At 27.8% G+C, this 22,499-nt stretch carries 22 protein-coding genes; 8 read left to right on the top strand and 14 right to left on the bottom strand.

Translation table 11 applies throughout. From position 1 onward, the window contains the following. Window positions 1-111: 111 nt before the first annotated feature. From MPF13_RS04385 to MPF13_RS04375, 3 genes are all read left to right on the top strand, one after another. The gene (locus MPF13_RS04385) at window positions 112-474 is read left to right on the top strand and encodes a hypothetical protein (RefSeq protein ID WP_249981111.1); all 363 of its coding nucleotides are present in this window, start codon (window positions 112-114) and stop codon (window positions 472-474) included. A 72-nt stretch (window positions 475-546) separates the two neighbouring features. Further along, window positions 547-723, top strand: coding sequence for a hypothetical protein (locus MPF13_RS04380; RefSeq protein WP_249981110.1), 177 nt, complete (start codon window positions 547-549; stop codon window positions 721-723). A gap of 66 nt (window positions 724-789) precedes the next feature. Next, window positions 790-1,179, top strand: coding sequence for a hypothetical protein (locus tag MPF13_RS04375; protein ID WP_249981109.1), 390 nt, complete (start codon window positions 790-792; stop codon window positions 1,177-1,179). Window positions 1,180-1,208: 29 nt separating this feature from the next. Here MPF13_RS04375 and MPF13_RS04370 read toward each other — a convergent pair whose 3' ends face one another. The 14 genes from MPF13_RS04370 to hemA form a co-directional block, all read right to left on the bottom strand. After that, a complete protein-coding gene (locus MPF13_RS04370; protein WP_249981108.1) occupies window positions 1,209-3,365 on the bottom strand; it encodes a DUF5916 domain-containing protein in 2,157 nt (718 codons plus the stop codon). 4 nt (window positions 3,366-3,369) lie between these two features. Further along, window positions 3,370-3,798 carry a nuclear transport factor 2 family protein gene (locus MPF13_RS04365; RefSeq protein WP_249981107.1) on the bottom strand — a complete coding sequence of 143 codons (429 nt, stop codon included), beginning with the start codon at window positions 3,796-3,798 and terminating at the stop codon, window positions 3,370-3,372. Between the two features lie 102 nt (window positions 3,799-3,900). Further along, window positions 3,901-5,004 (bottom strand): helix-turn-helix domain-containing protein, encoded by a 1,104-nt coding sequence (locus MPF13_RS04360; RefSeq protein WP_249981106.1) that lies wholly within the window; start codon window positions 5,002-5,004, stop codon window positions 3,901-3,903. Between the two features lie 32 nt (window positions 5,005-5,036). After that, the gene (locus tag MPF13_RS04355) at window positions 5,037-5,780 is read right to left on the bottom strand and encodes a DUF6263 family protein (protein WP_249981105.1); all 744 of its coding nucleotides are present in this window, start codon (window positions 5,778-5,780) and stop codon (window positions 5,037-5,039) included. 106 nt (window positions 5,781-5,886) lie between these two features. Beyond that, the gene (locus MPF13_RS04350) at window positions 5,887-7,221 is read right to left on the bottom strand and encodes a dihydrolipoamide acetyltransferase family protein (RefSeq protein ID WP_249981104.1); all 1,335 of its coding nucleotides are present in this window, start codon (window positions 7,219-7,221) and stop codon (window positions 5,887-5,889) included. 530 nt (window positions 7,222-7,751) lie between these two features. Continuing rightward, on the bottom strand, window positions 7,752-9,029 hold the full coding sequence (locus tag MPF13_RS04345) for a S41 family peptidase (RefSeq protein ID WP_249981103.1): 1,278 nt from the start codon (window positions 9,027-9,029) through the stop codon (window positions 7,752-7,754). A gap of 187 nt (window positions 9,030-9,216) precedes the next feature. Next, the gene (hemF, locus tag MPF13_RS04340; RefSeq protein ID WP_249981102.1) at window positions 9,217-10,122 is read right to left on the bottom strand and encodes an oxygen-dependent coproporphyrinogen oxidase; all 906 of its coding nucleotides are present in this window, start codon (window positions 10,120-10,122) and stop codon (window positions 9,217-9,219) included. After that, entirely contained in the window at window positions 10,103-10,858 is a 756-nt protein-coding gene (locus MPF13_RS04335; RefSeq protein WP_249981101.1) for an EI24 domain-containing protein, read from the bottom strand. The genes hemF and MPF13_RS04335 overlap by 20 nt, the downstream gene beginning before the upstream one ends. A 10-nt stretch (window positions 10,859-10,868) precedes the next feature. Beyond that, on the bottom strand, window positions 10,869-11,213 hold the full coding sequence (locus tag MPF13_RS04330) for a 5-carboxymethyl-2-hydroxymuconate Delta-isomerase (RefSeq protein WP_249981100.1): 345 nt from the start codon (window positions 11,211-11,213) through the stop codon (window positions 10,869-10,871). Window position 11,214: 1 nt separating this feature from the next. Then, window positions 11,215-12,243, bottom strand: coding sequence for a uroporphyrinogen decarboxylase (gene hemE, locus MPF13_RS04325; RefSeq protein ID WP_249981099.1), 1,029 nt, complete (start codon window positions 12,241-12,243; stop codon window positions 11,215-11,217). 2 nt (window positions 12,244-12,245) lie between these two features. Continuing rightward, window positions 12,246-13,535: a glutamate-1-semialdehyde 2,1-aminomutase gene (hemL, locus tag MPF13_RS04320; RefSeq protein ID WP_249981098.1), complete on the bottom strand. Its 1,290-nt coding sequence runs from the start codon at window positions 13,533-13,535 to the stop codon at window positions 12,246-12,248. A 56-nt stretch (window positions 13,536-13,591) separates the two neighbouring features. Then, a complete protein-coding gene (gene hemB / locus MPF13_RS04315; protein WP_249981097.1) occupies window positions 13,592-14,557 on the bottom strand; it encodes a porphobilinogen synthase in 966 nt (321 codons plus the stop codon). Between the two features lie 79 nt (window positions 14,558-14,636). Beyond that, on the bottom strand, window positions 14,637-16,229 hold the full coding sequence (hemC, locus tag MPF13_RS04310) for a hydroxymethylbilane synthase (protein ID WP_249981096.1): 1,593 nt from the start codon (window positions 16,227-16,229) through the stop codon (window positions 14,637-14,639). 10 nt (window positions 16,230-16,239) lie between these two features. Continuing rightward, entirely contained in the window at window positions 16,240-17,475 is a 1,236-nt protein-coding gene (gene hemA / locus MPF13_RS04305; RefSeq protein WP_249981095.1) for a glutamyl-tRNA reductase, read from the bottom strand. A gap of 205 nt (window positions 17,476-17,680) precedes the next feature. Between hemA and MPF13_RS04300 the strand changes: the two genes are divergently transcribed. The 5 genes from MPF13_RS04300 to MPF13_RS04280 are packed head-to-tail and all read left to right on the top strand — an operon-like array spanning window position 17,681 to window position 22,043. Continuing rightward, window positions 17,681-18,565 carry an AraC family transcriptional regulator gene (locus MPF13_RS04300; RefSeq protein ID WP_249981094.1) on the top strand — a complete coding sequence of 295 codons (885 nt, stop codon included), beginning with the start codon at window positions 17,681-17,683 and terminating at the stop codon, window positions 18,563-18,565. Between the two features lie 2 nt (window positions 18,566-18,567). Beyond that, window positions 18,568-19,071, top strand: coding sequence for a TrmH family RNA methyltransferase (locus tag MPF13_RS04295; protein WP_249981093.1), 504 nt, complete (start codon window positions 18,568-18,570; stop codon window positions 19,069-19,071). A gap of 12 nt (window positions 19,072-19,083) precedes the next feature. Continuing rightward, window positions 19,084-20,100: a ferrochelatase gene (gene hemH, locus MPF13_RS04290; protein ID WP_249981092.1), complete on the top strand. Its 1,017-nt coding sequence runs from the start codon at window positions 19,084-19,086 to the stop codon at window positions 20,098-20,100. A gap of 54 nt (window positions 20,101-20,154) precedes the next feature. Then, window positions 20,155-20,757, top strand: coding sequence for a CopD family protein (locus MPF13_RS04285; protein WP_249981091.1), 603 nt, complete (start codon window positions 20,155-20,157; stop codon window positions 20,755-20,757). Window positions 20,758-20,792: 35 nt separating this feature from the next. Beyond that, the gene (locus MPF13_RS04280; RefSeq protein WP_249981090.1) at window positions 20,793-22,043 is read left to right on the top strand and encodes a TCR/Tet family MFS transporter; all 1,251 of its coding nucleotides are present in this window, start codon (window positions 20,793-20,795) and stop codon (window positions 22,041-22,043) included. Window positions 22,044-22,499: the final 456 nt, after the last annotated feature.

Here is a 22,499-nt window from a genome sequence, read left to right as displayed (position 1 = left end):
CTTTTAAGTAATGAGATTGCTTCTTTATATTCGCAATGACAAGTATATTTTAAAGCCTCTTTGTTTTTTATCAAAGAGGCTTTGTTTTTAAATTAAATAAATAGATTTTAAATGCAACTAAAACATTTCTTTGTTTTTTTATTGATTCTGATTCTATCTGTTGCAGATTCTTCTATTTATGTTCAACATAGTTCTTCTAGTTATTACCAGTCTTCAAAATCATATCAGCACAAAAGTTTTAGGGCTAAGAACATCAAATTCATCGTTTTTTATAAAACGAATTCTTACCATAATTATATTACATTTTTCTTTACAAGTATTCACGTTACAAGTGCTTTTGAAAACAGCACTCAACTAACACTAAAGTTACAGAAGCAATTGTATCAACAAATTGCTTTATCTAATAAAAAACATACTTTCTTAATTCCTAAAATTACTTCTAACAATTTAGTTTCTACTTTATACAGCGCTTAAAAATTCTTTTTTAAGCAAATGCTGAAAAGCAATAGATGATAAAAATAAGTTTCACTATTTATCATTCATAACATGTATAAAAAAAACAATTATTTAGCTAAAACTAAACTCTTAATACTTTGGTTAAAAAGGAAAACAATTTTAATTATAACAGCTTTTATGCTTGGGTTTTCTAACTCAATTAACGAAGAAGATAAATCTATTTTTAATAATAAACATCAAATAGAACAAAGAGATAAATGGAATTAATTTATTTCTTATTTTAAAATATTAATTGGTTTATATATCTTGTCATGAAATAAAATATTTTCGAAAATGAAAAAAGCCATATTAACTTTTATAACAATTATTGCTTTTACAAATGTTACTTTTAGTCAAGAATATGAAGAACATTTAACAACAATAAACTCTTTTCTAAGAACTTTTGATAGTGGCTACTATGGACCTCTTTCTGTTGATAACGACTATATTTATTGCAACATTAAAGGTGGTAAACAATCAAAAATTTTAATCTCAGAAATTTCTAAAGCTAATGTTGTAACTGAAAACAAAAAGGTTCAAATATTTTGTAAAAATGAAGATTGTGTAACTGGTGTTACTGGTGCTAAATATAAAACGATGTCTTTTAGTACTAATGATTCAGGTTTTAATACTACTGAATTTGCTTTTTTACTAAACTTATTAATCGATTCTTTAAGAGAATAAAAAAATAAGTTTAGTAAAATAATAATTAATTAAAAATCAAAACGATAATTCACTTTAAAAGCTACACCCCAATTTTGTCTTTTTATATGCTGATTAAAATTATCTGTAACAACCAAATACACATAAGATAAAGGCTTATACTCCCATTGTAATCTAGTATTTACATTAAAATTATCTCTTTGTGTGTTGTATTGTATATAAGTAGTCCAGTTTAAGCGATTATTAAAAAAAACTTCACCTGTAAAACGTGTTAAATGAAAAGTTTCTTTTCCTAAATTATGTAAGTCAATTTTATTTACATCGTACGTTAGTTCTAAGTTTGCAAATGGCAACAATTGATAATTTAAATATGCACCTGCAGTTGTTCTTTTCCCTGTATAATAAGTCCCTTTTTGTACATTAAAACGATATCTAAATTTTTGATTATTAGCAGAATTATACCCAACTTTTAAGATTCCGAAATTGTATTTTCCTGGTACTAATGCATTTCCATTCCCTAGAGGATCAAACCCATATTTTAAATCTATTTCATCATAATTTACAACATAGTAAACAGATGATAAATCTTTAAAAAAAACTGCAGAATTTAAAAAATGAGATACTTGATTTTTGCTTCCATTTTCATTGAAATAAATAGTATTGCTATAATTTAAGTAACGTACTGAATTTATTGTTGTAGAATGCTCATAAAATTTTTGATACTCAACACCAGCAGAAGTTTGTGTATATCCTTCTCTAACAACAATATTATTTATGGCATCAAAATTATAAAGTCTTGGAGTAAAACCCACATCTGTAAGATAGTTTTTACCTAGTTTTTTAACAGAAGCATTCCACTCTAAACCTCTTTTATTATAATAAACACCTACATTATAAAAACTATTATCTTTAGAAACTCCATCATTAAAACTTTTACCAAAATTTGCCAATCCAATCCACTTATTATTGTTGGATTTGTAGTTTAAATTGATTCCTGTAACTCTATTAAAATCATTCATAAAACTAAACCCATCTGTTTCTTGTTTGTTAATTATATATGCAGTACTCACAAAATTTTTAGAAATTTGATGTTCTGCAACTATGGTTCCAAAATTATGAGAAGCTACTCCGTTTTCTTTTCCTGTTTGTACATTTAAAATTCCAATTCTAGTTTTAGGAGAAATGTTTCCTGACAATTTTAAACCAAATTTAATGTCGGAATTTGAGCCAATTCTTCTAGAATAAAAAGGATTAACACCATCTACTCCTAAGTTAGAAAACAAGTCTGCATTTTCTAAGAAAAAATTTCTTCTTTCAGGAAAATTTATTGCAAATCGTGTTAAATTAGTTACTTGTTGATCTACGTCTATTTGCGAAAAATCAGGATTAATTGTGGCATCTAATTTTAAAGAAGAAGAAAGGTTGTACTGTACATCTAAACTTGGTTTAAAAGAAGTTTCTTCTATATTAGTTTGCACATTTTTTTCAAAATTTGTGGTAACTGATGGAATAACCGTAAACTTTGAATTAGATTTCTTTGGTAAATTGTTAACTTTAAACTTTTCTGTGAAGCGTAAATCTAAATTAGCAAAATTTCGTTTTACATTTTTTAAAACAGTCCAAGAATTGTTTTTAATATCTCTAACGTAAAACTGAATTCCGAATGTTGCATTATTATTATTAAAATTTAGAGACTTTAAAGGAATAGCAAGTTCATATTGTTTTTTAGTACCATTTAAAAATGCTTTAGATTGCCAAATAGCATTCCAACTAAAGCTTAAATTGTAACTATCTTTCACCCTTGCTACCAAACCATCTGTTTGATTACCAAGCGAATTTACAGCAAAGAAATATCCATTTTGTTCTTGATTTTGTGTATCTAAAATCATAACAAAAGCATCACTAAAAGCAATAGAAACATCTCTTTTTAAAGTACTTACAACAGTTTTATTTGTTGTATCATTATAAACAGCACTCACAAACAAATATTCTTTATTATGAAATAATTTTACTGAGGTTTGGTTTTTAGCCAAACCTATATCTGTTGGTAAATAATTGTAAAACCCTGTATATTCCTTTAAATTACTCCAAACATCCTCGTTTAATTTTCCATCAACTTTTATATCTGTATTAATAAATTTAATAGAAGATTGTGCGTAAATATTGGATAAAAAAAGAATACAAATAACAGCTAAAGTTTTTTTCATTCTATTAATTTTTATCGTCAACTCTTGTTGCTGTTTTGCTAATAATTTTCCATTCTTTATCAAATTTCTTTAATAAAAATAAATCCACATAAACCCATTTTCTATCTGGTCCAGCTATTTCTACTTTAGCAGTTGCAATATCTCTAATTACTTCTACTGCAAGAATTTTTGCTACTCTCCCATTAAATTCTCCTGTTTTTTTATTTTTAAAAAATGCTGAATATTCTTTAGGTGTATATCTTTTAAATCCGTTTTTACCAGTTAAATAAAGAGTTGCATCGTTTGTAAAAGCACTTTCTAAAAGTTTAAGTTTATTATAAGAACTCCCCTCCATATATTTAGATAAAGCGTTTGCTATTAATGAAGTTTCTGATTGTGCAAATGTTACTTGTAAACTAAATAAAGTAACCAATAGTAAAATAACTTTTTTCATGTTTTTAATTTTAAAGATTAAATCAAATCTCTAAAATCAATGAAAAAACAAAGTGATTTTTTATAATTTAAGTGTCCTGTATTATAAATTAGGAATATACATCTAAGAATATTGCTTCTTAAATTCTGATGGAGTTTTACCAACAATCTTTTTAAAAGTAGCGTAAAAGTTTGATTTTGAAGAAAATCCAGCTTCAAAACCAATAGCTTCTAAAGTAAATTGATTGTTTTCTTTTAATATTCTTTTTGCTTCATCAATTCTATACTCATTTATAAATAAAGCAAAACTTTTTCCTAAATTATCATTTAATAATTGCGATAATTGATGTGAAGATATCTGAATTTCTTTTGCAATATCATTCAATTTAATATTAGTGTTTTTATAAAATTGCTTTTCTAACATTACTTTATTTAAATTTTTAACCAAAATATTTGCTTCAGTTTCTTTTATTTTTTTTGAAGCATATTTTTCTGGAATATCTTTAAATACATTTTCTCTATTACTTTTAGATAATAAAAAAACTAACAATGCATAAAAGACTACAGAAAAAGTAATGGTGCCAATAAGGTATAAATAAAAGTAACCAATTATATACGCAGAAAAAATTAAAAGATTACCTATAAAAACCCACACTAACCATAACTCTGATGTTGTTAACACTACTTTTTTTGTGGTTAATCTTTTAAAAACATCTTTTAAACAAAAACCAGACATTAAAATGTAAAGTCCCCAAACTGCATAAATTGTATGTACAACATATTTGCTCCAAAGAGAAATATTTGTTTTATATGGAGCTATAATACCAATAGAAAATATTATAATTATTAAAGTAAGAATATGAATTTTCCAAAGACGAGGAATTACTTTTATATTATTAACAGACGATTTTATGTAATAAAATAGTGCAACACCTATTAAAAAGCAAGCTGATAAACCTATTTGGAGTATTAGTAAATTTCTTTCACTTCTTTCTGTAAATATCACATAAACAGATTTACCAATCCTTAAACTTAACATTAATAATAAAAAACCAAAAAATAAATTTTGAACTCTTTTTTCTTTGCTAAAAAACAAGAAATAAAAACTTGCTAAAAAGCCATTAAAAACCCCTATTGAGCATAAAAAAAATAAAATAGGATTATCAAAAGTCATAACAATTGGTGAATTAGGAAACCAAAGTAACAAAAAAACGCTTGGAATTTCCAAGCGTTTTGTTAAATCTATTTATAAATATGTATTTATTTTTTTCCCATTTTCATAGTAATCTTAGACTTTAATTCTTGTCCGCTTACAGACATATCCATATTAATTAAACTGTTAACAGGTATCCCAGAATCTTTTTCAATCTCCATTTTCCCAGTAATTTTTCCTGTAGCCATACCAGAAATGTTACCAGATAAATCTAAAACTATTTCGTTATCAATTATTGATTTTACTGTATAAATAAAATCCATTTTCATACCTTTTTCTTCTTTAGACATCGTCCAAGAACTACCAACTTTAATTGCTTCTTTAGGATAAATAACATTGTTAGATTGTTTTGCAATATCTTCCATACCAGCAATTGTTGGTTCTACTTTTGCTTCAATAACCTCTCCTAAATTATTTCCTTTTACAAAAATTACAGCACTTAACATTGGTCCCATTTGCTGTTTCATCATTTTACCAGTTTCATCTAACTCATCATCATTTTTGGTAGAGTCATAACTAATTAAGTTACCTCCTTGTAACATATCCATAGTCATTTTAGTAAACTTCATTTCACTATCATAAACATCACCTTTAACATCTAAAACTTTAATATCCATGTTTATGGTCATCCCCATAGACATCATTGTTCCCATTTCTTGAGTTACTTCCATAGCAACATCATAAGTTGCACCTTTTTCATAATTTAAACGCAGTAAGGTTTGGTTTTGAGAATCTTGAGCAATGGTTAGATTTACTGTGATTATTAATAGTAGGGCTAACAATTTTTTCATTCTAATATTTTTATTTAGTATTTAATTTATAACAAACGAATATAACTATTTACAACAAAAAAACGCTCACAAAAAGTGAGCGTTTTAAATTTAAAATATTCGGATTTTAAAAGTCTTGATTTACATCCCAAGATTCTAAAATTTCTTTTAAGGTTTTTATAAACATCCCTCCTAATGCACCATTTACAACTCTATGATCATAAGAATGAGATACAATCATCTTTTGTCTTATTCCTATAAAATCTCCTTCATTAGTTTCTATAACTGCAGGAACTTTACGAATTGCACCTAAAGCTAAAATTGCTACTTGTGGTTGATTTATAATTGGTGTTCCCATTATAGACCCAAAACCACCTACATTAGTAACTGTATATGTACCATCTTGAATTTCATCTGGCTTTAATGCATTATTTCTTGCTCTGTTTGCCAAATCATTTACAGATTTTGTCATACCAACTAAGTTCAATTGATCTGCGTTTTTAATTACAGGAACAATTAAATTTCCATCTGGTAATGCAGCAGCCATTCCTAAATTAATATTTTTCTTTTTAATAATAGAATCGCCTTTTACAGCTATATTAATTAAAGGATATTTTTTAATAGTTGTTGCAACTGCTTGCATAAAGATAGGAGTAAAAGTTAACTTTTCTCCTTCTCTTTTTAAGAAAGCATCCTTAACTTTATTTCTCCATTTTACAATATTTGTAACATCTATTTCTATAAAAGATTGCACATGAGCAGAAGTCTGAACAGAATCTACCATATGTTTAGCAACCAATTTACCCATTCTGCTCATTTCTATAATTTCATCTTCGCCATTTACAGAAACAGGTACTGCTTTTACTGTGGGTTTAGCAGCTTTCTTTTGAGCATCTACTTTTGTAGTAGTTTCGGTTTTTACAGGAATTTCAATTTTAGTTTCGTTTGAAGCAACACCTCTATTTTCTATATAAGAAAGAATATCTTCTTTTGTTACTCTTTGATCTTTACCAGAACCAATAATTGATTCTAATTCACTTAAAGTTACGCCTTCTTTTTGAGCAATATTTCTTACTAAAGGTGAATAAAATTTACCAGAGTCAGAAGTTTTTGCAATTGGAGTAGCAACAATTTCTATAGCTTTTTCAATTGTTTTCTCTACTTCTTTAACTTTATTTGGTAAAGCAGTAATTATTTGTTCTTCTTTATTAGAATCTTCTCCTTCAATTTCAATTACAGCAATAGTTTCACCAACAGAAACCACATCATCTTTTTCAAATAAAATTTCTATTAAAGTTCCTTCAACTTCAGATGGAACTTCAGAATCTACTTTATCTGTTGCAATTTCTACAACTGCATCATCTAACTCAATGGTGTCTCCAACTTCTTTTAACCAAGAAGTTATAGTTGCTTCTGCAACGCTTTCTCCCATTTTTGGTAACTTCAATTCAAATCTTGCCATTTCTTTCTGATTTTAAAGATTGCAAATTTACGAAAATTCGTTTGCTTTTCATCTATTTATGACATAAAATATTAGATTTAAAAAAACTAATAATTACATTATTCTTATAAAACAAGCAAATAAACCTACATAAACGATAAATAATATAAATAAATTAATGTTTTTATAAATATATTATAATTTTAAGAAGAATCAATATTTTAAACTTATAAGCTAAAATTATTTATTAATCTTATAATCTTTAATTATTTCATTATCATTTTAAAAAAAAGGATAAATAAACAAGTAACCACAAACAACAATTACCATATACATAATTAACACGCATTATTTATAGTTTATTTTTTTATATAAATAAAAAAACAATATGATTATTGTCATATTATTAAATTACCAAATATTATAAATTTGTAGTACAAAATAATAATAGTATGTAAAGAACAAAAGAATATATTTGAATTAATTATAAAGAGCAGAAATAATATTTCTGCTCTTTTATTTTAATAAAATGAAGGGACTCTTACTTCTAATTAGTTTTTAACAATACTATTTTTCTCTTTTCCGTTTACATTAAAATTTTGATCAATGTCAAATTTTAGTACAGAAAAAGCTTTTTCTAATACACCATCTGATAATGTATTTTCTTGAGTAACATTATATTGAGGGATAAATTTTTCTCTCAAAGTACCATTTAGTTGATACAATTTTTCTGTTGGAATTCTATAACCATAATTTCTATTATTAAAAGAATAATTTAATGTGGTTCCAGAAAATTTACCCATTTCTGTTCCTATAACTTTAGCTCTTTGCAATCCGTCAAAACCAATTGCTAAACTTTCTGCTGTATTATTAGTCCATCTACCAACTAAAACTACAACTGGTTTTTTATATTGTTTTCCTCTTGGAGTAACACTTTCTAACCTTTTTCTGATAATTACAGGGTTATTACCTAACTTTTCTTCTGTAACAAATTTTTGATAAGGCATTTCTGCATTAACAAATCTACTCATTATACCTCTTACGTTATAAGGTTTTCCTCCATCTACAGTATTTCTTAAATCTAAAATTAATCCATCAGTATCCATTAAAGATTCTAACTTTTTATCAAAAGCCAATAATAAGTTATCGTTTCCTAATGAGTTATTAATTTTAACGACAGCAATTCTATTTTTTTTGTAAACCGATAAAAGTTCTCTGTTTTCAGTAATTTTTATGTTGTCTATATTTAATGTAACTCTTTTATTATTTAATGTTTGAAGAGTTAAAATTCTAGCTTTATTGTTTCTTCCAGAAATAATTCTATTTGCAATCCATTCTCTAACTTCTGGTAAATTTTTATTTACACATTGTGTAGGATAATTATCTATTGCATTATTAAATTCTTTACTATTAAATCTTAAAACTTCTGCACCAACAATATTTTTACCATAATCTTTCATTTGCGAATACCAAATATCCTTAACATAAAATTTATCATCTTTTAGTGTTACATAAATTGGTGAATGAAAGCGGTATGAATGTTTTGTTTCTGTATTTAATTTTAGATTACTATCGTAAAACTCATCTAGTAAATACTCAAAAAACAAAATTCTTTGTTTATCAGTTTTTACCATGTTTATTACTTTAGAGTATTTTTCTTTTACACAGCTAAAATCTGTTTTCTTATCTTTTAAATAAATATAATTTGTAGATAAGTCTTCTAAAATTTGACCAAAATCTTGTTTAAAATGATAATCTTGATTTGCATTAAACTGCCCAAAATTTGACCAACATAAAAAAATAAATAATAACGTAAATAGGTTTTTCATTTTGAAGTTTTTAGAACTTAACCCATAAATTAATTTTGAGTTACAATTTTCTACTACTAAATTATTAATAAAAATTATCCAAAAACTACACAAAAACCATAGTTATTAACAAATTGTTAATAACAATAAATTGCTTTTGTTAACAAAAAAAAAGCAAAACTAAGTTTAGTTTTGCTTTAGATTTTTTTTATGAAACCCACTCTTTTGGGTTTGCTAATATTTTAATTAACTTTTCTTCTTCTGAATCTTTTTCTGGTACATGATTGTAGTGCCATTGTACTGTTGGTGGTAAACTCATAAGAATACTCTCAATTCTACCATTTGTTTTTAAACCAAATAAAGTTCCTCTATCATGAACTAAATTAAACTCAACATAACGTCCTCTTCTAATTTCTTGCCAATTTTTATGCTCTTTAGTAAATGAAATATTTTTACGGTTATTAACAATTGGCAAATAGCTTTCTAAAAAACTATCGCCAATTTCTGTCACAAAATTAAAACGCTCTTTAATTGAATATTTAGGTGTTTCTTTTAAATAATCGAAAAACAATCCTCCAATTCCACGAGCTTCATTTCTATGTGTATTCCAAAAATACTCATCACAAGTTTTTTTAAACTTAGGATAAAATTCTAAATCATGTTTATCACAAGCATTTTTACAAACAGTATGAAAATGAACAGCATCTTCATCAAATAAATAATAAGGAGTTAAATCTTGTCCTCCTCCAAACCATTGAGTAACAATATTTCCTTTGTCATCATACATTTCAAAATAACGCCAATTTGCGTGCACAGTTGGTACAAACGGATTTATAGGATGCAAAACCAAACTTAACCCACAAGCAAAGAAATTACCTTCTTTTACTCCAAATTGTTTTCTTAATGCTTCTGGTAATTCTCCAAAAACTTTAGAAATATTTACACCTCCTTTTTCAAAAACTGCACCGTTTTCAATAACACGTGTTCTACCTCCACCACCTTCTTTTCTTTTCCAAAGGTCTTCTTTAAAGTTAGCAGCACCATCAATCTCTTCTAATTTAGAAGTAATTATATCTTGTAAATTTTCAATGTATTTATAAAACTGTACTTTCATTTTCTTTACTTAATAATTCAACTGTTTTTACTGTTGCTGCAGTAACTGATAAAGGCAAAACCATAATAATCCCTAATACAGGAATTAATAAACACAGCATAAAAACAATTCCATTACCTATGGAAAAACCTTTGTTTTTACCTACAAAATGTATACTGTCTTTATAATTAAAATGGCGCTCTAAAGTATAATCCATATTACCAAAGCCAGCATAATAAGATTGTAATAAAAATAATAAAATAGTTGAAAATATATTTACAACAGGAATTAACTTTAACATTAAAATAGGAATCGTAAAAAACAATTCTTTTCCTAAATTTCTAACACTTAATTTAATTCCTCTAATAAGTTGCTCTTGAAACGACGTATTTCTATGCTGCAGTTTTAAATCTCCATTAATATGTTTCTCTATTTTTTCGGAAACTGGACTCATAAATGGAGCTGACAAAGCTAAAACAATATGCTTATAAAGGATTAAACCAATTACCAAAACAAATAGCGCTCCTATAAATGAGGTTATTGTAGTAACTGTATCTTTTCCCCAATCCCAAATCCATATTTTTGCTAAAAAAACACCAATATTATCTGACAAACCATAAGAGGTAATACCAATTACACTTGCTGTTACAACACTAATTAAAATAGGAATTGCAAAATATTTCCAGAGTTTTAATTGCGATATTAAATTGAAAGCTCCTACATAAGCTTTTAACCCAGAAAATATATCTTTAACCATTTTTACAACTTTAAATCATTGTTTTATTACAATAACTTGCCATTTCAAAATCTCTAATATTCATAGAAATAATTGGAACATTAGGGAATAAAGTATTTAAAGTAGCAACAATAGCATAAGAAAGTTCTGCTTTTTGCTCTTCTGATCTACCTTGCATAATGTTTCCAAAAACATGAATAAAATCGGATTCTCCACTCTGAACCAATGAATGTTTATATGGATTCATTCTCACTTTAATATCTTCTCTTTCAAACAAACCCGTAGAAAAAGCAGTTTCAAAAACTGCTTCTAATACTTTTCTAGGTTTTTGAATTTCTAAAATATTTTCTGAACAATCTAAAATAAAATGTGGCATTTTAGCTTGCTTTATACTCTTTTACAGCATCTATAAATGCTTTGGCATTATCTAAAGGAATATTTGGTAAAATACCATGACCAAGGTTTACAACCAATTTATCTTTACCAAATTCATCAATCATTTGATGCACCATTTTTTTAATTACTGCTGGTGGAGAAAACAATCTTGTAGGATCAAAATTACCTTGTAAGGTAATTCTACCTCCAGATAAATAACGTGCATTTCTAGGTGAACAAGTCCAATCTACTCCTAAAGCAGAAGCACCAGATTTAGACATTTCTCCTAAAGCAAACCAACATCCTTTACCAAAAGCAATTACAGGTGTAATATCTTTTAAAGCATCTATTATTTGTTGTATGTATTGCCATGAAAATTCTTGATAATCTGTTGGAGACAACATTCCTCCCCAAGAATCAAAAACCTGAACAGCATCTACACCAGCTTCTACTTTTGCTTTTAAATACGCAATAGTTGTATCTGTAATTTTTTGCAATAAACTGTGAGCTACTACAGGATTTGTAAAACACAATTCTTTTGCTTTGTCAAAGTTTTTAGAACCTTGCCCTTGTACACAATAACATAAGATTGTCCAAGGTGAACCTGCAAAACCGATTAACGGAATTTCGTTATTCAATTTTTCTTTAGTTGCTTTAATAGCATCCATTACATACCCTAAAGAATCTTGTATATCTGGAATAATAACAGAGTCTAAATCTTTTTGAGTTCTAATTGGGTTTGGTAAATAAGGACCAAAATTAGGTTTCATTTCCACTTCAATATTCATTGCTTGTGGAATTACTAAAATATCTGAAAACAAAATAGCAGCATCCATACCATATCTACGAATTGGTTGTACAGTAATTTCTGATGCTAATTCTGGAGTTTGACAACGTGTAAAGAAATCATACTTATGTTTGATTTCCATAAATTCTGGTAAATATCTTCCAGCTTGACGCATCATCCATACTGGAGGTCTTTCTACTGTTTCTCCTTTTAATGCTCTTAAAAATAAATCGTTTTTTATCATATCTACATTTTTGAAACTGCCAACATCGCTTTATCAGTTGCGTCTGCTATTTTTTTAATATCCTTGTCTTTTAAAGCTGATGATAAAAACCATGCTTCAAATTGTGATGGAGGTAAAAACACTCCGTTTTTAATCATTTCCCAAAAGAAAACTGCAAACTTTTCTGTATCAGAAGTTTGTGCTTCTTCAAAATTAGTCACTTTAGTTTTTGTAAAAAACGGGTTTAACATAGAACCAAACCTGTTTACAGTAATATCTACATTGTATTTTTTAGCAGTCTCAAGTAATATAACTTCTATAATACTCCCTATTTCTTCAAACTTTTTATAAGGATTTTGTTTCTTTAATTCTGTTAAAGTAGATATTCCTCCTGCCATAGCAATAGGATTTCCAGATAACGTTCCTGCTTGATACATTCCTCCTAAAGGAGCAACATTTTCCATAATTTCATTTCTTGCTCCATAAGCTCCCACAGGAAACCCACCTCCAATTACTTTTCCTAAACAAGTTATATCTGCTTCTACTCCTAATAATTCTTGAGCTCCACCAAATTTAGAACGGAAACCTGTCATAACTTCATCAGCAATTAACAATGCTCCTTTAGATTCTAAATATGTTTTTAATTCTTGCAAAAAGCTATTTTGAGGAATTACAACTCCCATATTTCCTCCAATTGGCTCAATAATTACACCTGCAATATCATTGTGCTCTTCAAAGTGTTTTTTTACACTTTCTAAATTATTGTATTCAGCAATTAATGTGTTTTTTACAGCTCCTTCAGGTACACCTTTAGAACCTGGTAAACTTAAAGTTGCTAAACCAGAACCTGCAGCAACTAGCAGTGCATCTTGATGACCATGATAACAACCAGAAAATTTGATGATTTTATCTTTTCCTGTAAATGCTCTTGCCAAACGAATTCCACTTAAAACAGCTTCAGTACCAGAATTTACAAAACGTACTTTATCCATTCCTGGAAAAGCATCACAAACTATTTTTGCTAATTTTATTTCGTTTTCTGTTGATGCTCCAAATGAATACCCATTATCTAATGCTTTTTCAACAGCTTTTTGCACTTTTTTATGTCTGTGACCTAATATCATTGGTCCATAAGAAAGTACTAAATCTACATAATCATTACCATCAACATCAGTAATTTTACTTCCTTTAGCTTTTTTGATAAATAAAGGATTTCCTCCTACAGAAGAAAATGCTCTTACAGGAGAATTTACTGCGCCTACAAGATTTTTTAATCCTTTTTTATATAGTTTTTGTGATTTTTTAAATTTCATAATTTAATATGTTATGGTGTATTTATTGAATTGTAACAATTCAACTATTAAACATTTTAACGTTTCAATAATAATTTTGCTGCTTCTTTAGCAAAATAAGTAATAATAATATCTGCACCTGCTCTCTTCATAGAAAGTAAACTTTCCATCATTACTTTTTCTCCATCAATCCAACCTTTTTCTGCGGCTGCTTTAACCATGGCATACTCACCACTTACATTGTAACACGCAATTGGTCTGTCAAAATTATTTTTTAAATCTCTTATAATATCTAAATAAGACAAAGCTGGTTTTACCATTAAAATATCTGCTCCTTCTTGATCATCAAAAGTTGCTTCACGCATTCCTTCATCTCTATTTGAAGGATCCATTTGGTAAGTTCTTCTATCTCCAAAAGTTGGTGCAGAATCTGCTGCATCTCTAAATGGCCCATAAAATGCAGATGCATATTTAACAGAATATGCCATAATTGGCAAGTTTGTAAATCCTGTATTATCTAAAGACTGACGAATCATATCTATGGTTCCATCCATCATACCAGAAGGAGCAACCATATCTACTCCTGCTTTTGCATGAGAAACAACTTGCTTTGCAATATTTACCAAAGTAGCATCATTATCTACATCATTATCATGGATAATTCCACAATGACCATGTGAAGTGTACTCACAAAAACAAACATCTGTAATTACATATAAACTTGGATAATTCTTTTTTATGAAACGAATTGCTTGTTGCATAATTCCATTATCATTCCAAGTTTCTGTTCCTTCATCATCTTTTTCTGAAGGAATACCAAACAATATTACAGAAGGAATATTTAAGGCTACAACCTCATCTAATTCTTTAGAAATTCTATCCAAAGAAAAACGTTTGATTCCTGGCATTGAAATAATTTCTTTTTCAATATTCTCACCTTCTTCTATAAAAAGAGGGTAAATAAAATCATCTACAGAAAGTTTAGTTTCTTTAACTAATCTTCTAATTCCTTCGTGTTTTCTAAGTCTTCTTGTACGAAACATAAATTTTATACTTCTGTCTGGTCGAGCGCAGTTGAGACCTAATTTTTAAAACTTCTCGACTGCGCTCGAGAAGACATATTTATTCTTTTGAAAAATAACTGTTTACCAATTCTAAAACACTATCTACACTTGGTAGGTTAGCAACTTGTACATTCTCAAAATGTTTTCTTGCTTCTTTTGCTGTAGTTTCTCCAATACAAAAAGCAATTTTATTTGCTGTATTTTCTGTTAAATAGCTTTCAATACCTGATGGACTGTAAAATAAAACTCCAGAAACTTCATCAGAAATCTTTTCTGAACTTAACATTGTTTTATAAGCTTCTACTTCATTAACAATAACATCGTGAGCTTTTAAAAATGCAGGTAATACATCTAATCTTACATTACTGCAAAAATAGGTTACTTCATCTACCTTTAATTCTTTAGAAAGGTAATCTGCTAATTTTTTAGCATTTTTAGCAACGTAAGTAACTTTTCCAATTCTATTTTCAATTAATTTTTTAGTTCTTCTACCTACACAAAAAATATTTTTGAAGTTCATTTCATCTTTTGTGAAAGAATTTAACAATGCTTCTACTCCATTTTGACTAGTAATAACAACGTTTTCAATTTCGTTTTTCATCACCTTTGGTGGAATTCTATTAAAACGAATTTTAATAAAATCGCTATCTTGAATTCCAATAGTATCAGACAATGTTTCCTTTTGAAACTCAGAAAGTTTTTTGGTAGAATATATGTTTTGTAATGGAGCAACAACCTCTTCATCTTCTGCCATTAACTCTTTACCTCCTCTATTAATTACATAATCTGCACAATCTTTTGCTAAATAACGATGACGTCCCATTTTTGCAGTTTTCTTAACTGTAATTTTTTTAGAACCATCTCTTTTTAATAAAACTCCTTGAAAATTTATTTCTTCAGTTTTATCATCTACATAGGCTAAAGCTCCTATAGGTGCTGTACAACCACCTTCTAAAAGGTTTAAAAATTCTCTTTCTATACCTACACAAACTTTTGTTTCATGATGATTTAATTGTTCACATGCATCTTTTACAAACTCATCATTTTCTAAAGCTGTAACCATAATTGCACCTTGTGCTGGAGCAGGAATCATCCAAGTTAAAGGTATTGCTCCTTTAGATCTCATTCCTAATCTTTCTAAACCTGCAGCTGCAAAAATAGCTCCATCCCAAGTTTCACTATCTTCTAATTTTTGTAAACGTGTATTTACGTTTCCTCTTAAATCTTCAACTTTATGAGTTGGATAACGATTTAACCACATGGCTTTTCTACGCAAACTACCTGTTGCAATAATTCCTCCTGGTTGTCCAAAAAACTCTTCATTACCTTTTAAAACTAACAAATCTGTATAATTTGCTCTTTTTAAAACGGCAGCTTGAATAATTCCTTCTGGTAAAACAGTAGGCACATCTTTTAAAGAATGAACAGCAATATCAATATCACCATTTAACATAGCAATATCTAAATTTTTAGTAAAAACACCTGTAACACCTAACTCATATAAAGGTTTATCTAAAACAATATCTCCCAAAGATTTTATAGGAACCAACTCAGATTCATAACCCAATTCAGTTAATTCTTTACGCACTTTATTAGCTTGCCAAAGCGCTAATTGGCTATCGCGAGTTCCTATTCTTATTATTTTCTGCATGAGTTGTTGTTTAAGATTGAAAAACCTTATTTATTACTTGTAGACTTTGTGAAACAGAAGTTTCTTCATCTTTTAAATGTTTCACAAACTGGGTTGTTATTTTTTGAATAAAACGTGAAGTTAAGATTTCTGCTTGACTTTCATCAAAATTAGTAATCTTTTTCTTTTGAAAATTAATTTCGTCGTTTTTAATATTTTCTAATGATTTTTTTAAAGCTGCTATTGCTGGTGTAAATCTTCTATGATTTAACCATTCATTAAACTCTGATTTATGAGTTTCTATAATAGCTTCAGCAACTGGAACTTCTTGTTGACGAACTGCTAAAGTTTCATCAGTTATTTTAGAAAGCTCATCTACATTTACTAAAGAAACACCTTCTAAATAAGAAACATCTTTTGCCACATTTTCTGGCATTGATAAATCTAAAATCAATAATTCTTTATTATTTGCTATGTGTTTTTTTGTAATTGTTGGCTTATTTGCTCCTGTAGAAACAATTAAAACATCAGCTTTTTGTACTTCTTCAGATAAATTTTCTATTAGAGCTTTTCTAATTGAAGTATGTTCTTTTATAAATTCTGTTGTTTTTTCTTCTGTTCTATTAATTAAGCAAACAGATTTATTTTGGGTATATTCTGCTAAGTTTTTACAGGTATGTTTCCCCATTTTACCCAAACCAAAAACTAATATATTTTTAGAGTTATAATTTGGTAAATTTTTAATTATATATTGAACAGCAGCATATGAAACAGAAGTAGTACCTGAACTTAATTTTGTTTCATTTTTTACTCTTTTACTTGCCTGCAAAACACTATTTAACAACCTCTCTAAATACGCATTTGTCGTTTTTAAAGATTTTGCCAATTTAAATGATTGTCTTAACTGACCTACAATTTCATAATCTCCTAAAATTTGACTTTCTAACCCTGTACCAATTCTAAATAATTGATGAATTGCTTCTTGGTTTTTATATACATTAGAAACTTTAGCAAATTCTTGAATTGTACCTTCAGAAAACTCACATAACAATTCTATTAATTGACAAGGACGTTCTGCAAAACCACTAATTTCGGTTCTATTACATGTAGAAATAATAAAAACTCCTTTAAAGTTTTTTTCTTTGGCTAGTTGTAACAACGCAGTTTGATTTTCTTTAGATAAAGAAAATTTTCCACGAGTATTAGCATCTGCTTTTTTATAACTAACCCCAATATTGTAAAAGTGCTCTTGCCTGACTTCTTGCATTTTATTATAAAAGTTGCACAAAAATAGAAACTTCAATTAGAAAAAAATGTCGCTTGAAGTTTTTTTTATAACGTTAAATGATTTTTAAATGATTTTTAACTAATAAAACCACGAAAAGCACTACTTTTGCTGACTAATCAGAGATTTTACAACATCTTATATAGAACAATTCTAAATAAGAAAAATCAATATAAAAAGAATATATATGTTCAAAAATGTCGGAGAAAGTACTTTTGAAGAAATTATATTAGACAAAGGGTTTTATCTCTTTCATTTTCAGAACGAAAGCAAAGAAGTTCAGGATTTTGAAAGAGAAATAAGTAGTACTTTTATACAAATTCATTTTTGCTTAAGAGGTAACTCTAAGTTTCTTTTTAACAATGGTTCTTATTCTTTTGATGTTTTAGACAACAGATCTATTTTACTATACAATCCACAAAGAATTTTACCAATTCATTTAGAAATACAACCAAAAACAACATTAGTTTCTTTATTAATTTCTATTGAAAAGTTTCATTCTTTATTTTCTAAAGAATCTGGTTACATTCCTTTTTTAAGCGATGAAAACAGCAACAAAAAGTATTATGATGACACTGAAATAAAACCAACAGTTTCTATTGTATTACAACAAATTATAAACGCAAACATTAATAGTTCTATAAGAGACTTATATATTAAAGGTAAAGTATACGAATTATTAAGTTTACATTTTCAACAAGAAGAAAATTCTGATGGAGAATATTGTCCGTTTTTAGTTGATGAAGAAAATGTTTTAAAAATTAGAAAAGCCAAAGAAATTATTATTTCTAGAATGGCAGAACCACCAACTTTACAAGAACTATCTACAGAAATTGGATTAAATTTAAAGAAACTAAAAGAAGGTTTTAAACAAATTTATGGAGACACTGTTTACAGTTTCTTGTTTGATTACAAAATGGAACATGCAAGAAAACTACTAGAAAGCAATCAATTTAATGTAAATGAAGTTGGTATTAAAGTTGGCTATAGCACAGCAAGTCATTTTATTGCTGCTTTTAAAAAGAAATTTGGAACAACACCAAAGAAATATGTAATGAGTTTAAAAAATTAAGTTTGGAACAATTAACACATTACGACATAGAAAACGAGCAAAAACAATTTCCTATTACTATTGTTTGCGATGCTATTAGAACTCCAGAAAACATAGGAATGTGTTTTAGAATTTCTGAAAGCTTTGGAGTGGAAAAAATTTATTTTCACGAAAATTCACCTACTACAGAAAATAGAATTGTAAAAAAAACAGCAAGAAATACTGTAAACCAAATTAAACACGAAACATATTCTAATTTTGAATCATTAATAAACCAGCTAAAAACTGAAGGAAATTCTATTATTGGAATAGAAATTACTGATAAGAGCATTAACATTCAAGATTTTAATTTTAAAAATCATCAAAAAATCGTATTACTTTTGGGGAGTGAAAGAAATGGTATTGAAAACATAAAATTATTAGACAACACTGTTGCAATACCAATGTATGGTAGAAATTCATCAATGAATGTAATACATAGTTTAGCCATTACTTTATACGAAGTAACTAATCAAATTAAAAAATAATTTCAATATATAATGAAAGGAATTTTATTAAACAATTTAGGATCTCCAGATTCTACAGATACAAAAGATGTTAAGAAGTATTTAGACGAATTCTTAATGGATGAACGTGTAATTGACATTCCTTATTGGAAACGTTACCTATTAATTAAAGCCATAATCTTAAGATTTAGACCTAAAAAATCTGCAGCAGCTTATAAAAAAATATGGTGGAAAGAAGGATCTCCTTTAGTGGTAATATCTGAAAGGTTTACTAAAAAAGTACTTAACAAAGTAGATATTCCTGTTGCTTTAGCAATGCGTTATGGAAGTATGTCTATGGAAAAAGGTATTAAAGAGTTGGTTGATAAAGGTGTTACAGAAATCTTTTTAGCTCCTTTATATCCTCATTATGCAATGTCTTCTTTTGAAACCGTTGTTGTAAAAGCAGAAGAAATTTTAGCTGAGAAATATCCAAATGTAAAATTAGATACTTTACCTCCATTTTACAATGAACCTGATTACATAAAAGCAATGAGTAACAATATTGCGAATCATTTAGAAGGATTTGATTATGATCATATTTTATTTTCATATCATGGAATTCCAGAACGTCATATTTTAAAATCTGATGTTACTAAAAACCACTGTAAAATTGATGGTTCTTGTTGTGAAAGAAACTCTGTTGCTCACCACACTTGTTACAGACATCAATGTTTTGAAACAACAAAAGCTATTGTTAAAGAATTAGATTTAAAAGAAGGCACTTATAGCAATTCTTTTCAGTCTCGTCTTTTAAAAGACCCTTGGTTAAAACCATATACAGATTTCGAAATTGAAAAATTTCCAGGAGAAGGAAAGAAAAAACTAGCAGTAATTACACCTGCATTTGTTGCAGATTGTTTAGAAACACTAGAAGAGATTGCCATGGAAGGTAAAGATGAATTTTTAAAATTTGGAGGAACAGATTACAAACACATACCATGTTTAAACGATAATGATGAATGGGTAGATGTTATGGTTAAATGGATAAATGACTGGAAAAACAAATAATTAAATTAATCTTTTCAGCTATCAAATAACAATCTTAAAATTTAATATAAAACTATGGATTTTTTATACGTAAAAGCATTACATGTAATTTTTGTCATCACTTGGTTTGCAGGTTTATTTTATATTATTAGGTTATTTATTTACCATGTAGAAGCAGAAAAAAAAGAAGAACCTGCTAAAGAAATTTTGCAAACACAATACAAATTAATGAGTAAGCGATTGTGGTATATTATTACTTGGCCATCAGCAATTTTGGCAAGTTTTTTTGCTATTTGGATGCTTTATAAAAATCCTTATTATTTAGAAATGCCTTGGATGCATGTAAAATTAGCCTTTGTATTAGCTTTGTATTTTTACCACTATTCTTGTCAAAAAATATACAAGCAACTACAAAATGATATTATTAAGTATTCTGCTTTTAAATTAAGAATATGGAATGAAGTTGCTACAATTATTCTTTTTGCAGTTGTATTTTTAGTAACACTACAAAGTGCAATTAATTGGATTTGGGGAGTTGTAGGAATCATCCTTTTTGGTGTTTTGCTTATGTTAGGTATAAGACTCTACAAAAAAATTAGAGAAAAAAAATCTTGGGAAAAAGCTGAGAAAGAAGTTTTAGAAAACACTGATAAAAAAGGTTCTTTTAACGAAAATTAAATAATTATCCTTTTATTTGATATTCAAACCACTTCATGAAAAAAAATAAAAAGCAAGCAGCTTTAGGTTTTATTTTTATTACCATGCTAATTGATGTAATTGGCTGGGGAATTATTATTCCTGTAATTCCTGGTTTAATAGAAGAATTGATACAAGGTGATATTAGTGAAGCTGCAAAAATTGGTGGTTGGCTAACCTTTGCATACGCAATAACACAATTTATTTTTGCACCATTAGTAGGAAACTTAAGCGATAAATTTGGAAGAAGACCCATTATTTTAATTTCGCTTTTCGGATTTACTTTAGACTATATTTTACTAGCCTTAGCACCAACAATTACGTGGTTATTTATTGGACGAATTATCTCTGGAATAACTGGTGCAAGTATTACAACTGCCTCTGCTTACATAGCAGATATTAGCACCCCAGAAAATAGAGCTAAAAACTTTGGATTAATAGGTGCCGCTTTTGGTTTAGGTTTTATAATAGGGCCTGTAATTGGTGGTTTACTAGGTCATTATGGTCCTAGAGTTCCTTTTTACGCAACTGCAGTATTATGCTTTGTTAATTTTCTTTATGGTTATTTTATTCTTCCAGAATCTTTATCCAAAGAAAAAAGAAGAAATTTTGATATTAAAAGAGCGAATCCTATTGGGAGTTTTATCAATTTAAAAAAATACCCAAAATTAATTGGATTGGCTTTATCCATGTTTATACTGTATGTAGCTTCTCATGCAATACAAAGTAATTGGAGTTTTTTCTCAATGTATAAATTTAATTGGGATGAAAAAATGGTTGGTCTTTCTTTAGGGATGATTGGTTTAATGGTTGCTTTAGTACAAGGAGTTTTAATACGATGGGTAAACCCAATATTAGGAAATGAAAAAAGTATTTATGTTGGTTTTTTTCTATATAGTATAGGTATGTTACTATTTACATTTGCTACAGAAAGCTGGATGTTATTTGTCTTTTTAATTCCTTATTGTTTAGGTGGAATTGCAGGACCTGCTTTACAAGCCGTAATTTCTATTCAAGTACCAGAAACCGAACAAGGAGAAATTCAAGGAACTTTAACAAGTTTAATGAGCGCTTCTGCAATTGTTGGGCCACCAGTAATGACAGGTATTTTTTACTATTTCACTAAAAAAGACGCTCCTTTTGAGTTTGCTGGTGCTCCTTTTTTATTAGCTGCTGTTTTAATGGTAATTAGTGCTTTTATGGCCTACTATTCTTTCAAGAAAAAAAATATTACAAAAAGTAAAACTGTTATTTTAGAGGAAGATTAAAGTATTTTTCTTACTTTAAATAGTCCTTTTTTAGGAATGTCAATAACGACAGTACTTTCAAAGATTTCTATTTTTAAAATACTAACTATCAGCACATTAAAAACATGTAAAATTTTTTATTATTTACAATAATCACAATTTTGTTAATAGGTTCATGGGTTTTGTGAATAAGTATGAGCTTCATTTTGAAGCAATAAAAACTACCTTTGAGATGTAGGATTTCGAAGGTAGTCTCATTAGCTATTTTAGAACGAGTTTAAAAACTCAATCTTTTGGAAGAAGCCTTTACAAAAAAATATAAAGGAGAAAAGGATTAGATTGAATATCATTAAATCAATTCTAAAAACTCTAAACTTCCAAATTAAAAGTCAGTTGTATCAGCAACTGGCTTTTTTTATTTATATAAATATATTGTATTAATAATAACATCACTATTATTAAAATTTTATTTACAAA

The organism is Polaribacter sp. Z022 (genome assembly GCF_023555495.1).
Classification (GTDB): Bacteria; Bacteroidota; Bacteroidia; order Flavobacteriales; family Flavobacteriaceae; genus Polaribacter.
This window is presented reverse-complemented; position numbering and strand designations above follow the sequence as displayed.